The organism is Leclercia sp. W17 (assembly GCF_003336325.1).
Classification (GTDB): Bacteria; Pseudomonadota; Gammaproteobacteria; order Enterobacterales; family Enterobacteriaceae; genus Enterobacter.
Genome location: NZ_CP031101.1, coordinates 1,656,027 through 1,668,471 on the forward strand (window position 1 = coordinate 1,656,027; position 12,445 = coordinate 1,668,471).

General features: G+C 56.5%; 14 protein-coding genes and 1 other annotated feature. Of the genes, 4 read left to right on the plus strand and 10 right to left on the minus strand.

The genetic code is table 11. The features are described 5' to 3' along the window. The 9 genes from hisIE to hisL all read right to left on the minus strand — a co-directional run bounded on the left by hisIE (position 1) and on the right by hisL (position 7,217). Positions 1 to 612 (minus strand): bifunctional phosphoribosyl-AMP cyclohydrolase/phosphoribosyl-ATP diphosphatase HisIE, encoded by a 612-nt coding sequence (gene hisIE, locus DVA44_RS08005; protein WP_114314530.1) that lies wholly within the window; start codon positions 610 to 612, stop codon positions 1 to 3. Further along, on the minus strand, positions 606 to 1,382 hold the full coding sequence (gene hisF / locus DVA44_RS08010; RefSeq protein ID WP_114386174.1) for an imidazole glycerol phosphate synthase subunit HisF: 777 nt from the start codon (positions 1,380 to 1,382) through the stop codon (positions 606 to 608). Before hisF ends, hisIE begins: the two co-directional genes overlap by 7 nt. Then, a complete protein-coding gene (gene hisA / locus DVA44_RS08015) occupies positions 1,364 to 2,101 on the minus strand; it encodes a 1-(5-phosphoribosyl)-5-[(5-phosphoribosylamino)methylideneamino]imidazole-4-carboxamide isomerase (protein WP_114386176.1) in 738 nt (245 codons plus the stop codon). Before hisA ends, hisF begins: the two co-directional genes overlap by 19 nt. Then, on the minus strand, positions 2,101 to 2,691 hold the full coding sequence (gene hisH / locus DVA44_RS08020; protein WP_103180193.1) for an imidazole glycerol phosphate synthase subunit HisH: 591 nt from the start codon (positions 2,689 to 2,691) through the stop codon (positions 2,101 to 2,103). Before hisH ends, hisA begins: the two co-directional genes overlap by 1 nt. Beyond that, on the minus strand, positions 2,691 to 3,758 hold the full coding sequence (gene hisB / locus DVA44_RS08025; RefSeq protein ID WP_114314533.1) for a bifunctional histidinol-phosphatase/imidazoleglycerol-phosphate dehydratase HisB: 1,068 nt from the start codon (positions 3,756 to 3,758) through the stop codon (positions 2,691 to 2,693). Before hisB ends, hisH begins: the two co-directional genes overlap by 1 nt. Beyond that, positions 3,755 to 4,816 carry a histidinol-phosphate transaminase gene (hisC, locus tag DVA44_RS08030; RefSeq protein ID WP_114314534.1) on the minus strand — a complete coding sequence of 354 codons (1,062 nt, stop codon included), beginning with the start codon at positions 4,814 to 4,816 and terminating at the stop codon, positions 3,755 to 3,757. The genes hisB and hisC overlap by 4 nt, the downstream gene beginning before the upstream one ends. Next, positions 4,813 to 6,117 (minus strand): histidinol dehydrogenase, encoded by a 1,305-nt coding sequence (gene hisD, locus DVA44_RS08035; RefSeq protein ID WP_114314535.1) that lies wholly within the window; start codon positions 6,115 to 6,117, stop codon positions 4,813 to 4,815. The genes hisC and hisD overlap by 4 nt, the downstream gene beginning before the upstream one ends. Positions 6,118 to 6,122: 5 nt before the next feature. Further along, positions 6,123 to 7,022, minus strand: a complete 900-nt coding sequence (gene hisG, locus DVA44_RS08040; protein ID WP_103180189.1) for an ATP phosphoribosyltransferase — start codon at positions 7,020 to 7,022, stop codon at positions 6,123 to 6,125. A 45-nt stretch (positions 7,023 to 7,067) separates the two neighbouring features. Continuing rightward, positions 7,068 to 7,191: a sequence feature (His leader region), on the minus strand. Continuing rightward, positions 7,167 to 7,217: a his operon leader peptide gene (gene hisL / locus DVA44_RS08045; RefSeq protein WP_001364200.1), complete on the minus strand. Its 51-nt coding sequence runs from the start codon at positions 7,215 to 7,217 to the stop codon at positions 7,167 to 7,169. Its footprint overlaps the feature before it by 25 nt. A 174-nt stretch (positions 7,218 to 7,391) precedes the next feature. Between hisL and DVA44_RS08050 the strand changes: the two genes are divergently transcribed. From DVA44_RS08050 to DVA44_RS08065, 4 genes are all read left to right on the plus strand, one after another. Continuing rightward, positions 7,392 to 8,216: an SDR family oxidoreductase gene (locus tag DVA44_RS08050; RefSeq protein WP_114386178.1), complete on the plus strand. Its 825-nt coding sequence runs from the start codon at positions 7,392 to 7,394 to the stop codon at positions 8,214 to 8,216. 40 nt (positions 8,217 to 8,256) lie between these two features. Continuing rightward, complete coding sequence (locus DVA44_RS08055; protein WP_114386180.1) at positions 8,257 to 9,171, plus strand: LysR family transcriptional regulator; 915 nt, start codon at positions 8,257 to 8,259, stop codon at positions 9,169 to 9,171. Between the two features lie 233 nt (positions 9,172 to 9,404). Next, on the plus strand, positions 9,405 to 9,467 hold the full coding sequence (gene yoeI / locus DVA44_RS26210; RefSeq protein WP_138370007.1) for a membrane protein YoeI: 63 nt from the start codon (positions 9,405 to 9,407) through the stop codon (positions 9,465 to 9,467). Then, positions 9,457 to 10,815: an APC family permease gene (locus DVA44_RS08065; RefSeq protein ID WP_168194464.1), complete on the plus strand. Its 1,359-nt coding sequence runs from the start codon at positions 9,457 to 9,459 to the stop codon at positions 10,813 to 10,815. Before yoeI ends, DVA44_RS08065 begins: the two co-directional genes overlap by 11 nt. An 87-nt stretch (positions 10,816 to 10,902) precedes the next feature. On the opposite strand, the gene sbcB is transcribed toward DVA44_RS08065, so the two are convergent. Further along, on the minus strand, positions 10,903 to 12,339 hold the full coding sequence (gene sbcB / locus DVA44_RS08070) for an exodeoxyribonuclease I (RefSeq protein WP_371413845.1): 1,437 nt from the start codon (positions 12,337 to 12,339) through the stop codon (positions 10,903 to 10,905). Positions 12,340 to 12,445 lie beyond the last annotated feature (106 nt).

Sequence of the window (12,445 nt, forward strand, 5' to 3'; positions counted from 1 at the left end):
TTATTTGTGTCGCTGGCGCAGATTTTCAATCACTGTCGTTAAGTCCAGATCCTGATCCTGGAGCAGCACCAGCAGGTGATACATCAGATCAGAGGCTTCATTGGTCAGCTCAGCCCGGTCGTTCACGGTGGCGGCCAGGGCCGTTTCAACGCCTTCTTCACCCACTTTCTGCGCGATGCGCTTGGTGCCGCTGGCATAGAGCTTCGCGGTATAGGAGCTTTGCGGGTCGGCCGTTTTGCGTGCAGCCAATAGCTGTTCCAGCTGATAGAGGAATAGCCACTGGTGGCTGGCGTCGCCAAAGCAGCTGCTGGTGCCCAGGTGGCACGTAGGCCCGATAGGGTTAACCAGCACCAGCAGGGTATCGTTATCGCAGTCTGGGGTGATACTGACCACATTCAGGAAATGACCGGACGTTTCGCCTTTGGTCCACAGGCGCTGTTTGGTGCGTGAGAAGAAAGTCACTTTGCCGCTGTCGAGGGTCTTCGCCAGGGCGTCCTGATTCATATAGCCCAGCATCAGTACTTCACCGGACACCGCGTGCTGCACCACCACCGGCATCAGGCCGTCGGTTTTTTCCCAGTCTAGCTGCGCACGTTGTTGCTCTGTTAACATACCCTAATCTCCACGCCCTGATTCGCCAGGAACGTTTTTAACTCACCAATATTGATAATCTGCTTGTGGAACACCGAGGCCGCCAGCGCGCCGTCAACGTCGGCATCGCGGAAGGCTTCCAGGAAGTGCTCCATCGTGCCTGCGCCACCCGAGGCAATCAGCGGGACATGGCATACCTCGCGTACTTTTTTCAGTTGCGCCAGGTCGTAGCCGTTGCGCACGCCGTCCTGGTTCATCATGTTCAGTACGATCTCCCCCGCGCCGCGCTTCTGCACTTCCTGCACCCAGTCCAAAGTCTCCCACTGGGTAATGCGGGTACGGCTCTCATCACCGGTGTACTGGTTAACGTGGTATTTGCCGGTGGCTTCATCAAACCAGGTGTCGATGCCGACTACGATGCACTGCACGCCAAAACGATCCGCCAGACGGGTAATCAGTTCGGGATCGGCCAGGGCAGGGGAGTTAATGGAGATCTTATCGGCGCCAAAGGAGAGAATTTTGGCCGCATCGTCCGCCGATTTAATCCCACCTGCCACGCAGAAAGGAATGTCGATCACTTCTGCCACGCGCGCCACCCAGCTTTTATCCACCACGCGGCCATCACTGGAGGCGGTAATATCGTAAAAGACCAGCTCGTCAGCCCCTTCTTCCGCATAGCGTTTTGCCAGGGGGACGATATCACCGATGATCTCGTGGTTGCGGAACTGCACGCCTTTCACGACCTGACCATCACGCACGTCGAGACAAGGAATTATCCGTTTTGCCAGCATTGAATCGCCTCCGTCACAGTAAATTTTTCTTCCAGCAGGGCGCGACCAACGATAACCCCACGAACACCCGTACCGCGCAGAGCCGCGATATCATTCAAATCACCAATGCCGCCCGAAGACTGGAACGCCACCTGCGGATAACGGGCGCAGACCTCTTCATACAGCGACACGTTAGAGCCCGCCAGGGTGCCGTCGCGGGAGATATCGGTGCAAAGAACATGCTTCAGGCCCACCGGCAGATAAAGATCGACCAGCGCTTCCAGCGTCACGCCAGAGTTCTCCTGCCAGCCGCTGACCGCAACCTGTTTCTGACCCTGTTCATCAATACGCACATCCAGCGCCAGCACCAGCGCGTCGGCGCCAAAGCGTCTGAACCAGCCTTTTACCGTCTCGGAATCTTTCACCGCGGTGGAGCCTACCACCACGCGCGCCACGCCCGCGTCAAGCAGCGCCGCCACGTCTTCTTCTGTACGCACACCGCCGCCAACCTGCACCGGGACGTTAACGCCCGCGACCAGTTTTTTCAGCAGGGGGATCTGCCGTTTGGCCGGATCTTTCGCCCCGGTGAGGTCAACCAGGTGCAGAACCTCAGCGCCCTGCGCGGCATAGTCCTGAAGGCGTGGCAACGGATCTTTACCGTAGTCGCGCTGCTGGCCGTAATCGCCCTGGTGAAGACGGACAACCGTGCCGTCAATCAAATCTAAAGCAGGAATAATCATCACATCTCCAGGAAGTTTTTCAGCAACTGCGCGCCTGCGGCCCCGGAACGCTCCGGGTGGAATTGCACGCCGTAGAAATTATCTTTCTGCACCGCGGCGGTGAAAGGCTCACCGTAATGACACTGAGCGATAGTGTGTGTGTTCACCGGCATTGCGTAGCTGTGCACGAAATAGAAGTACGCCCCGTCCTCAATACCACGGAACAGACGATCGCCCGCTTTCGGATAGACGCGGTTCCAGCCCATGTGCGGCAGAGGTAAACCATGATCGGTCATTTTCGGCACATCTTCGTCGATGATGCCGAGCAGATCCACGCCATTAGACTCTTCGCTGCGGCGGCCCAGCAGCTGCATGCCCAGACAGATACCCAGCACCGGCTGGGTACAGGCTTTGATCAGTTCAACCAGTTCACGCTGGTGGATCTGATCCATCGCCGCCTGTGCCGTACCGACGCCCGGTAAAAAAAGTTTGCTTGCGCGCAGCACCACATCCGGATCACGGCTGACCAGCGGCTCGTAGCCGTGGCGGGCAATGGCTGATTTTACGGAGTTAAGGTTGGCGCAACCGGTATCGAGGATCACCACATTCATTACAGCACTCCTTTCGACGACGGCAGGGTATCGCCTTCCACGCGAATGGCCTGGCGGAGGGTGCGGCCAAAGGCCTTAAAGAGGCTCTCCACGCGGTGGTGATCGTTCTTACCTTTGGTTTTCAGATGCAGCGTCAGGCCCATGGCATAGGAGAGGGAGCGGAAGAAGTGCTCAACCATCTCGGTGCTCAGGTCGCCTACACGCTGGTAGGTAAAGTCAGCTTTATATTCCAGGTGCGGACGGCCAGAGATATCCAGCGCGCAGCGCGCCAGGCACTCATCCATTGGCAGCACAAAGCCGAAACGGTTAATCCCGCGCTTGTCACCCAGCGCCAGCTTTAGCGCTTCGCCCAGCGCCAGTCCGGTATCTTCCACAGTGTGGTGATCGTCAATATAGAGATCGCCTTTCACGCCGATCTCCATACGGAATCCGCCGTGGGTAGCGATCTGATCCAGCATATGATCGAAAAAGCCCACACCGGTGTGGATCTTGCTGCCGCCTTCGCGATCCAGCCACACCTTCACGTCGATCTGCGTCTCTTTGGTATTACGCTCAACGTGAGAGAAGCGGTCGCGTTTGGTCAGCTGCTCGCCAATCGTCGCCCAGCTCAGGGTGTCACGGTGATAGCGCAGGCCCGTAATGCCCATGTTAGCAGCCAGTTCGATGTCGGTAGCGCGATCGCCAATCACGTAGCTGTTGGCTTTATCCAGCGCCGCTTCGGCCAGATACTGCTCGACCAGCTTCACTTTCGGCTTACGGCAGTCGCAATTATCAGCGGGTAAATGCGGGCAAATCAGCACTTCATCAAAGGCGACGCCCTGTGAGGTCAGGATCTGCATCATCAGATCGTGCGGGCCGTCAAAATCGGCCTGCGGGAAGCTGTCGGTGCCCAGACCGTCCTGGTTGGTGATCATTACCAGCTTAAAACCGGCTTTTTGCAGCTTAAGCAGCACCGGAATGACATCGGCTTCAAACGCCAACTTGTCGAAACGATCGACCTGAAAATCCGAGGGTGGTTCTGAAATAATGGTGCCGTCACGATCGATAAAGAGGTACTTCTGGCTCATACTTTCTCCGCATTCAGGGCGTCGATAACGCGCTGGCTCTCTTCACGGGTACCCACGGTAATGCGTAAGCAGCCACTCAAAGAGGGTTGTTTGTTCTGGTCTCTAAGGATAATGCCCTGATCCCACAAAGATTTAAATACTGCACTTGAGGCGGTGAAGCGCGCCAGAATATAGTTGGTTTCCGAATCGAAAACCTGTTCAACGCAGGGGATCTTTTTCAGGGCGCTGACAAGATACTCGCGCTCGGCAATAATCTGCGCCACGCGACCACGCATAGCGGTAATACCCGCCGGGGTAAGCGCCTGGGCGGCGATATCGGCCACCGGGGTCGAGAGCGGATAAGGCGCAATCACCTTCATCAGCAGATCGATCACCTCTTTATTTGCCAGCGTAAAGCCGCAGCGCAGCCCGGCCAGAGCAAACGCTTTTGAGAGGGTTCGCAGGATCACCAGGTGCGGATACTCTGCCAGCCAGCCGGCGAGCGTCGCCTGTGGGCAAAACTCGATATAGGCTTCATCGGCGACCACCAGGGCTTTGCCGCGGGTCATCTCCAGCAGCGCACGGATATCCTGCGGGTTAATCAGCTGGCCGGTGGGGTTATTCGGGCTGCAGACAAACACCACCTTCACGCCGTCGAGATTATCGGCAATGCCCTGCAAATCAAGCTGCCAGTTTTCCAGTGTTGGCACTTTACGCAGCTCAACGTTGAAGGTTTCTGCGCTGACGCTGTACATGCCGTAGGTCGGCGGGCAGTAGAGCACTGCGTCTTTACCCGGCTCGCAGAAGGCGCGGATCAGCAGTTCGATGCCTTCATCCGCACCGCGGCTCACCAGCACCTGCTCCGGTTTTACACCAGCGTAGGCCGCATAGTTTTCAATCACCGCTTTCGGCTGACACTCCGGGTAGCGGTTTAGCGTCTGCTGGGTCAGCTCAAAGGCGACAGGCGTCGGAAATTCATTGGCATTCAACCAGACATCGCCATTGCCCCCCAGGCGGCGGGCAGACTGATACGGGGTCAGGGCGCGAACGTTGTCGCGGGCTAACTCTTCAATACTCATGCTTGCTCCTTCAGGGCGGCAACGCGCAGCGTCACGGCATTTTTGTGGGCGGTCAGGCGTTCAGCGGCGGCCAGCGTTTCGATGGTCGCGGCGAGGGAGGCAAAGCCCTCGCGGGAGAGTTCCTGTACAGTCATGCGCTTCTGGAAATCCGCCAGCCCCAGGCTGGAGCAGGTAGCGGTATAACCGTATGTCGGCAGCACGTGGTTCGTTCCGGAAGCGTAATCCCCTGCGGATTCCGGGGACCAGTCGCCAAGAAATACCGAACCGGCGCTGGTGATGCTGTCGACCAGCTCACGGGCGTTGCGGGTCTGAATGATCAGGTGCTCCGGGCCATAGAGATTAGAAATGGCGATGCACTGGTCCAGATCCCGGGCGACAATCAGACGGCTGGCGGAGAGCGCCTGGCGGGCAGTCTCTGCCCGGGGCAGATCCGCAAGCTGACGTTCAACGGCTTCACCCACGCGTTTTGCCATATCTGCATCCGGCGTCAGCAGGATCACCTGCGAATCCGGGCCGTGCTCGGCCTGGGAGAGCAGATCGGAAGCGACAAAATCCGGGGTCGCGCCGCTGTCGGCAATCACCAATACCTCCGACGGACCGGCCGGCATGTCGATGGCTGCGCCGTCCAGCCGCTGGCTGACCTGACGCTTGGCTTCGGTGACAAAGGCGTTGCCCGGCCCGAAGATTTTATCCACGCGCGGAACGGACTCCGTCCCCAGCGCCAGCGCCGCGATAGCTTGCGCCCCGCCGACGTTGAAAATCTCCTGCACGCCGCACAGCTGCGCGGCATAAAGAATTTCATCGGCAATCGGTGGCGGAGAGCAGAGCACCACTTTACGACAACCGGCGATACGGGCAGGGGTCGCCAGCATCAACACGGTAGAAAAGAGCGGGGCAGAGCCACCCGGAATATACAAGCCCACCGAGTCGACCGGACGGGTCACCTGCTGGCAGCGCACGCCGGGTAAGGTTTCCACATCGACAGTTTGCAGCTTTTGCGCCGCGTGGAAGGTATCAATGTTCTGCACTGCGACAGCCATCGCCTGCTTTAACTCATCGCTCAGACGCGCTGCGGCCTCGGTAATCTCCTGCTCGCTGACCTTCAGCGCGCTCACCTCGGTTTTATCGAATTTCGCGCTGTACTCCCGCAGGGCATCGTCGCCACGGGTTTTCACATTGTCCAGAATCTCCGCCACGGTGCGGGTAATGCTCTCTGACGCGGAGATGGCCGGGCGCATCAGCAGGTCGCGCTGCTGTTCTGCGCTACAGGTGTTCCAGTCGATCACGGTGTTAAAGCTCATGGTTGTTACTCCATCATCTTCTCAATCGGCAACACCAGGATTGAACTGGCGCCCAGCGCTTTCAGTTTTTCCATGGTTTCCCAGAACAGGGTTTCGCTGCTGACCATATGCATCGCCACGCGCTGCTGATCCCCTGCCAGCGGCAGAATGGTTGGACGTTCAGCGCCTGGCAGCAGGGCAATCACTTCATCCAGGCGTTCAGTAGGTGCATGCATCATGATGTACTTGGATTCACGGGCCTGGATCACCCCCTGAATACGGGTCAGCAGGCGGTCAATCAGTTGCTGCTTGGCTTCAGGCATTTCGCCGTCGCGCTGGATAAGACAGGCTTTGGAGCGGTAGATCACTTCAACTTCGCGCAGGCCGTTCGCTTCCAGGGTGGCGCCGGTAGAGACCAGGTCGCAAATCGCGTCAGCCAGACCGGCACGCGGTGCTACTTCGACAGAGCCGTTCAGCAGGCAGGATTTAAACTGCACGCCCTTCTGATCGAGGTAACGCTTCAGCAGGTGCGGGTAAGAGGTGGCGATACGCTTGCCGTTCAGGGAAGCCGGGCCGTCCCAGGGTTCGTCAGCCGCGGTCGCCAGCGACAGGCGGCAGCCGCCAAAGTCCAGACGACGCAGGGTGAAGTAGCGCGGGTCTTCGCCCTGCGCGCGGCGAGTCAGGAGTTCTTCTTCCAGCACGTTTTCGCCAATAATGCCCAGATCTACCACGCCGTCCATCACCAGGCCCGGAATGTCATCGTCACGCACGCGCAGAATATCAATCGGCATATTCTCTGCCAGCGCAATCAAACGCTGCGTGTGCAGGTTAATTTTAATGCCGCAGCGCGCCAGCAGTTCGCGTGAATCGTCGCTAAGACGACCTGATTTCTGCATAGCTATGCGTAAACGTGAATTATCTAACATTGTCGGTTCCTCATGATCCTGTTGTAACTTGCCTGAATACGGTCCAAAAAAAAGCCCCCGGAAGATGATCTTCCGGGGGCTTTTTCTTGCGTTCATGCACCACTGGAAGATCTAACTGTCTTCCAGCACACATCGCCTGAAAGACTAGTCAGGATGATGGTGATGATGGTGGTGTTTAAATTGAACGCGTGTCATAAAATTCTCGATGAATGCTTATTCATGTGATGTCGTTTAACCTAAACCACTTGCGCTATATAAAGCAAGGGCTTTTTTTAATCATTAAATGATTTCATATTAGCGCTATCAATTGTCAGTTCAGCGTGGCTGGCGTAGCCTTACAGCAGAGGCGTAATAGTCAGGAGAAAACGCATGAAAAAGGTCGCAATTGTCGGTCTGGGATGGCTTGGAATGCCGCTGGCTATGTCGTTACAGGCGCGGGGCTGGCACGTCACTGGCAGCAAAACCACCGCAGATGGCGTCGAGGCGGCGCGGATGTGCGGTATTGAGAGCGTTGAGTTGCGCCTTGAGCCGGAACTGGTATGCGACGCCGATGACCTGGACGCTCTGATGAATGTGGATGCGCTGGTATTAACGCTGCCGGCACGTCGCACCGGTCCGGGTGAAACCTATTATCTGCAAGCGGTGCAGGAAATTGTCGACAGCGCGCTGGCACACCATATTTCGCGTATTATTTTCACCAGCTCAACCTCGGTATATGGCGATGTCGAAGGCGCCGTCAAAGAAAATATGCCGCGCCAGCCGGTAACCTCCAGCGGGCGTGTTTTAAAAGAGCTGGAGGACTGGCTGCATAATTTACCCGGCACTCAGGTGGATATATTACGCCTTGCAGGGTTAGTCGGGCCTGGCCGTCATCCGGGGCGTTTTTTTGCCGGTAAATCAGCGCCGGACGGGCAACATGGCGTCAATCTGGTGCATCTTGAAGACGTGATCGGTGCAATTACCCTGTTATTACAGGCCCCGAAGGGCGGGCACATCTATAATATATGTGCGCCCTCTCATCCAACACGCAGTACATTCTATCCGGCGATGGCCCGTCAGCTTGGCCTGGCGCCACCGCACTTTCACGATGCCCCCGGAGAGGGGAAGGGCAAATTGATTGATGGGAACCGCATCTGTCATGAACTGGGATTTGAGTATCTCTTTCCCGATCCGCTGGTTATGCCAATGGAGTAACGCCGCTGGCGGAGCGTAAGCGCACCACAAGGGGGTGAGCATGAAACCGCTGCTGGATGTCCTTATAATCCTTGATGCACTGGAAAAAGAGGGGAGCTTTGCTGCGGCGTCGGCGAAGCTCTTTAAAACGCCCTCCGCCCTCAGCTATACCGTTCACAAGCTGGAAAGCGACCTTAATATTCAAATCCTTGACCGTACCGGCCACCGGGCGCGCTTTACCCGCACCGGAAAAATGCTGCTGGAAAAGGGGCGGGAAGTACTGCATTCAGTACGCGAGCTGGAAAAGCAGGCCGTCAAACTGCATCAGGGTTGGGAAAATGAGCTGATAATCAGCGTAGACGATACGTTTCCCTTTTCACTGCTGTCGCCGCTGATTGAAGCCTTCTATCAGCGACACAGCGTCACCCGGCTTAAGTTTATCAACGGCGTCCTTGCGGGCTCATGGGAGGCGCTGGTGCAGGGGCGGGCGGATATTGTCGTCGGCGCATTACATGAGCCGCCCCAGCTCAGCGAATTTGGTTTTGCCTGCCTGGGACAGCTCGAACAGGTCTTCGTTATTGCCCCGCACCATCCTTTAGCCCAGGAGCCCGAGCCGATTAACCGTCGGGTCATTAAAAGCTACCGTGCCATTGTAGTGGGCGATAGCGCTCTGCTTGGCTGCACCGCGTCATCGCAACTGCTCGACGATCAGGAAGCCATTACCGTTTTCGATTTTAAAACCAAACTGGAACTGCAAATTAGCGGCTTAGGCTGCGGGTACCTTCCGCGTTATTTAGCTCAGCGTTTTATCGAAAGCGGGGCGTTAATTGAGAAGCAGGTGATGGCGCAATCCAGTTATGATTCCGTGTGGATAGGCTGGAATGAACAGACTGCCGGCCTCGCCAGCGCCTGGTGGCGCCAGGAAATTTTAGCAAATAGTGCTATTGCTGCCGTTTACGCCCAAAGCGAAGCCTAGAAATCAAGCGATTAGTGTGAATTTTTTGTGTCAGATAGCCTTTGCACTCTTGCCTTTTCGTCCCAAACCAGGGCAAAATGCGCCGCTGCAAACATATAAATAATCGACGATATAAAAGGCGTCGGTTATTTTTTTTTGCATGTAAGAAAATCATTTAAATCCAAGAGGCCGGGCTTCGTACCGGATAGATACTTACTAAAATCCGACAGTTGTTGTCGCTGAGGAAGAAAGAAATGGGGCAATCATTCGCTTACGTGGCGGTATTCACCGTAAAGGAGAATAACTATGTCGCATAATGCAACTCCAAAAACCTCTCGCGTGGAATTACGTAAAACGCTTACGTTGATTCCGGTTGTTATGATGGGCCTTGCCTATATGCAGCCGATGACGCTGTTTGATACATTCGGTATCGTATCAGGCCTCACTGACGGTCACGTTGCAACGGCGTATGCCTTTGCGCTGGTCGCAATCCTCTTTACCGCGCTGAGCTACGGTAAGCTGGTTCGCCGCTTCCCGTCTGCAGGCTCTGCGTACACCTATGCTCAGAAATCCATTAGCCCTGCTGTTGGCTTTATGGTGGGCTGGTCATCTCTGCTGGACTACCTGTTCATGCCGATGATCAACATTCTGCTGGCAAAAATTTACTTCGAAGCGCTGGTGCCTTCCGTGCCGTCGTGGATCTTCGTTGTGGCGCTGGTGGCCTTCATGACCATCTCTAACCTGCGCAGCATCAAGACCGTGGCTAACTTCAACACCCTGATCGTTATCCTGCAGATGGGTATTGTTGCGGTAATCGTCGGTCTGATCATCTACGGTGTTTCTCACGGTGAAGGTGCGGGTACGCTGGTAAGCTCACGTCCGTTCTGGTCTGAAGGCGCGCACGTTGTGCCAATGATCACCGGTGCGACGATCCTCTGCTTCTCGTTCCTGGGCTTCGACGGTATCTCTTCTCTGTCTGAAGAGACAAAAGACGCAGAGCGTGTCATCCCGCGTGCTATCTTCCTGACAGCGCTGCTGGGCGGCATCATCTTTATCGGTGCGTCTTACTTCCTGCAGCTGTACTTCCCGGATATCTCTCGCTTCAAAGATCCGGATGCGTCACAGCCAGAAATCATGCTGTATGTTGCGGGTAAAACCTTCCAGTGGGGCGTGCTGATCTTCTCCAGCGTTACCGTACTGGCATCCGGCATGGCGGCGCACGCAGGCGTTTCTCGTCTGATGTATGTCATGGGCCGCGACGGCGTATTCCCGACGCGCTTCTTCGGTTATGTTCATCCGAAATGGCGTACCCCGGCATGGAACGTGCTGCTGGTCGGTGCGATTGCGCTGCTGGCGATTAACTTCGACCTGGTTACCGCGACTGCCCTGATTAACTTCGGTGCGTTGGTGGCCTTTACCTTTGTTAACCTCTCCGTGATCTCGCAGTTTTGGATCCGTGAGAAGCGCAACAAAACGCTGAAAGACCACTTCAACTACCTGCTGCTGCCGGTATGTGGCGCGCTGACCGTGGGTGCGCTGTGGATCAACCTGGAAGAGAGCTCCATGATTCTGGGTCTGATCTGGGGTGGTATCGGCCTGGTTTACCTGGCATGCGTGACTAAAAGCTTCCGCAACCCTGTACCGCAGTACGAAGACGTCGCGTAACAACTTCCAGGCCCGGCAAGCGTAACGCTGCCGGGCAAAGCAAAAAAAACCGGAGTACATCGCCTCCGGTTTTTTTATGCCCTGAACTTACACAATCTCCTGCGCATACTGGTACAGCGCTTTCAACAGTGCCTGCTTCTCCGCATTGCCTTCGTACTCACCGTAGAGCATCTCCAGCTCCTGGGCATAAGCCTGTAAATATTCCGGCGTAAAGACGTTGCGGCGATGCTGCAACCAGCGCTCCTGCTCGGCCTCATCCAGCGTGCCGGGGAAGTTACGCGCGCGATAGTTAAACATCAGCTTCCGGATGCGCTCATCCACAAAGGTAATATCCAGTGCGGGCAGGTTGCGGGGATCGGTCTGCAAAACGATATTCATGGCATTGCGGTCCGCATCGCTGAAAAAGCCGTTATAGAGCTGGGCATCGACGTTCTCAGAAGGAATAAACGGCTCCGCTTCGGCGAAAATCGCCACCGCTTTTTCGCGCACCTGCGGGTTTTCCCGCAGCAGCTTCAGGTTAGCCAGGCAGTGTTGACGATCGATTCCCAGCCGCTCGGCATCGATCGGGCGCAGGGTGTTGGCAGGCGCCAGCACCGGACACTTATTGATATGCACCAGCTTCAGCGGTACGGCGGCATCGTCGCCCAGCGCCTCTTTCGGCGTGTACAGCCGCTCGCGAAGCTGATCGCTGTCAAGCGTCAGCAGCGGGGTAATATCGCCTGCCAGGTCCACCATAATCACCGCGTTGCGGTTTTCCGGATGCCAGGCCAGCGGGGCGACCCAACTGGTGTTCCCTCGCCAGGCGCCAAACATCCCGGAGATGTGCATCAGTGGTTTCATCTGCGGCACATCAATCAGAGTGGTGAGCTTTTGCTTACTGCGATGGCTGAGCAGGTACTCAAACAGCTTCGGCTGTCGGGTCTTAACCAGCTTCGCCATCGCAATGGTAGCGTACACATCCGCCATGGCATCATGGGCGTTACTGTGTTCAATGCCGTTCGCGCGGGTCAGATGTTCCAGGCGGAAGCTGGGCAGCCCGTCGTCGTTTTCCGGCCAGTTAATCCCCTCCGGACGCAGGGCGTAGCAGGCGCGCATCACGTCGAGCAGATCCCAGCGCGAATTACGGTTTTGCCAGCTCCAGGCGTAAGGATCGTAGAAGTTACGGTAAAAAATATGGCGGGTCACTTCGTCATCGAAGCGCACGTTGTTGTAGCCCACCACGCAGGTGTTGGGCACGGTGAACAGGTCGTGAATGCGACGGGCAAACTCTGCCTCATTTACCCCTTTCTCCCGGGCTTCCTGCGGGGTAATGCCGGTGACCATCACTGCGCCGGGCTGGGGTAAATAGTCATCGGCCGGTTTGCAATAAAACACCTCCGGCTCGCCGATAACGTTGAAATCTGCATCGGTGCGGATGGCAGCAAACTGAGCGGGGCGATCCAGCGACGGGCTGGTGCCGAAGGTTTCGTAATCGTGGAATAAAAATGTAGGGCGCGCGGCGGAGTCAGACACCAGTAATACCATCCTGTTTATGAGTGACACTGCTATGGTAAACCATCCGGCCAGGCACGCCGAAGAAAAAGCGCTGTCCACCTGCAAATTTGCGACCTGGCATCCGGGAAAAACCTGC

Excerpts from the sequence above, each read along its gene's own strand:
- hisIE (WP_114314530.1), bottom strand. The coding sequence starts at position 612 with ATGTTAACAGAGCAACAACGTGCGCAGCTAGACTGGGAAAAAACCGAC.
- hisF (WP_114386174.1), bottom strand. The coding sequence starts at position 1,382 with ATGCTGGCAAAACGGATAATTCCTTGTCTCGACGTGCGTGATGGTCAG.
- hisA (WP_114386176.1), bottom strand. The coding sequence starts at position 2,101 with ATGATTATTCCTGCTTTAGATTTGATTGACGGCACGGTTGTCCGTCTT.
- hisH (WP_103180193.1), bottom strand. The coding sequence starts at position 2,691 with ATGAATGTGGTGATCCTCGATACCGGTTGCGCCAACCTTAACTCCGTA.
- hisB (WP_114314533.1), bottom strand. The coding sequence starts at position 3,758 with ATGAGCCAGAAGTACCTCTTTATCGATCGTGACGGCACCATTATTTCA.
- hisC (WP_114314534.1), bottom strand. The coding sequence starts at position 4,816 with ATGAGTATTGAAGAGTTAGCCCGCGACAACGTTCGCGCCCTGACCCCG.
- hisD (WP_114314535.1), bottom strand. The coding sequence starts at position 6,117 with ATGAGCTTTAACACCGTGATCGACTGGAACACCTGTAGCGCAGAACAG.
- hisG (WP_103180189.1), bottom strand. The coding sequence starts at position 7,022 with ATGTTAGATAATTCACGTTTACGCATAGCTATGCAGAAATCAGGTCGT.
- DVA44_RS08050 (WP_114386178.1), top strand. The coding sequence starts at position 7,392 with ATGAAAAAGGTCGCAATTGTCGGTCTGGGATGGCTTGGAATGCCGCTG.
- DVA44_RS08055 (WP_114386180.1), top strand. The coding sequence starts at position 8,257 with ATGAAACCGCTGCTGGATGTCCTTATAATCCTTGATGCACTGGAAAAA.
- DVA44_RS08065 (WP_168194464.1), top strand. The coding sequence starts at position 9,457 with ATGTCGCATAATGCAACTCCAAAAACCTCTCGCGTGGAATTACGTAAA.
- sbcB (WP_371413845.1), bottom strand. The coding sequence starts at position 12,339 with ATGGTATTACTGGTGTCTGACTCCGCCGCGCGCCCTACATTTTTATTC.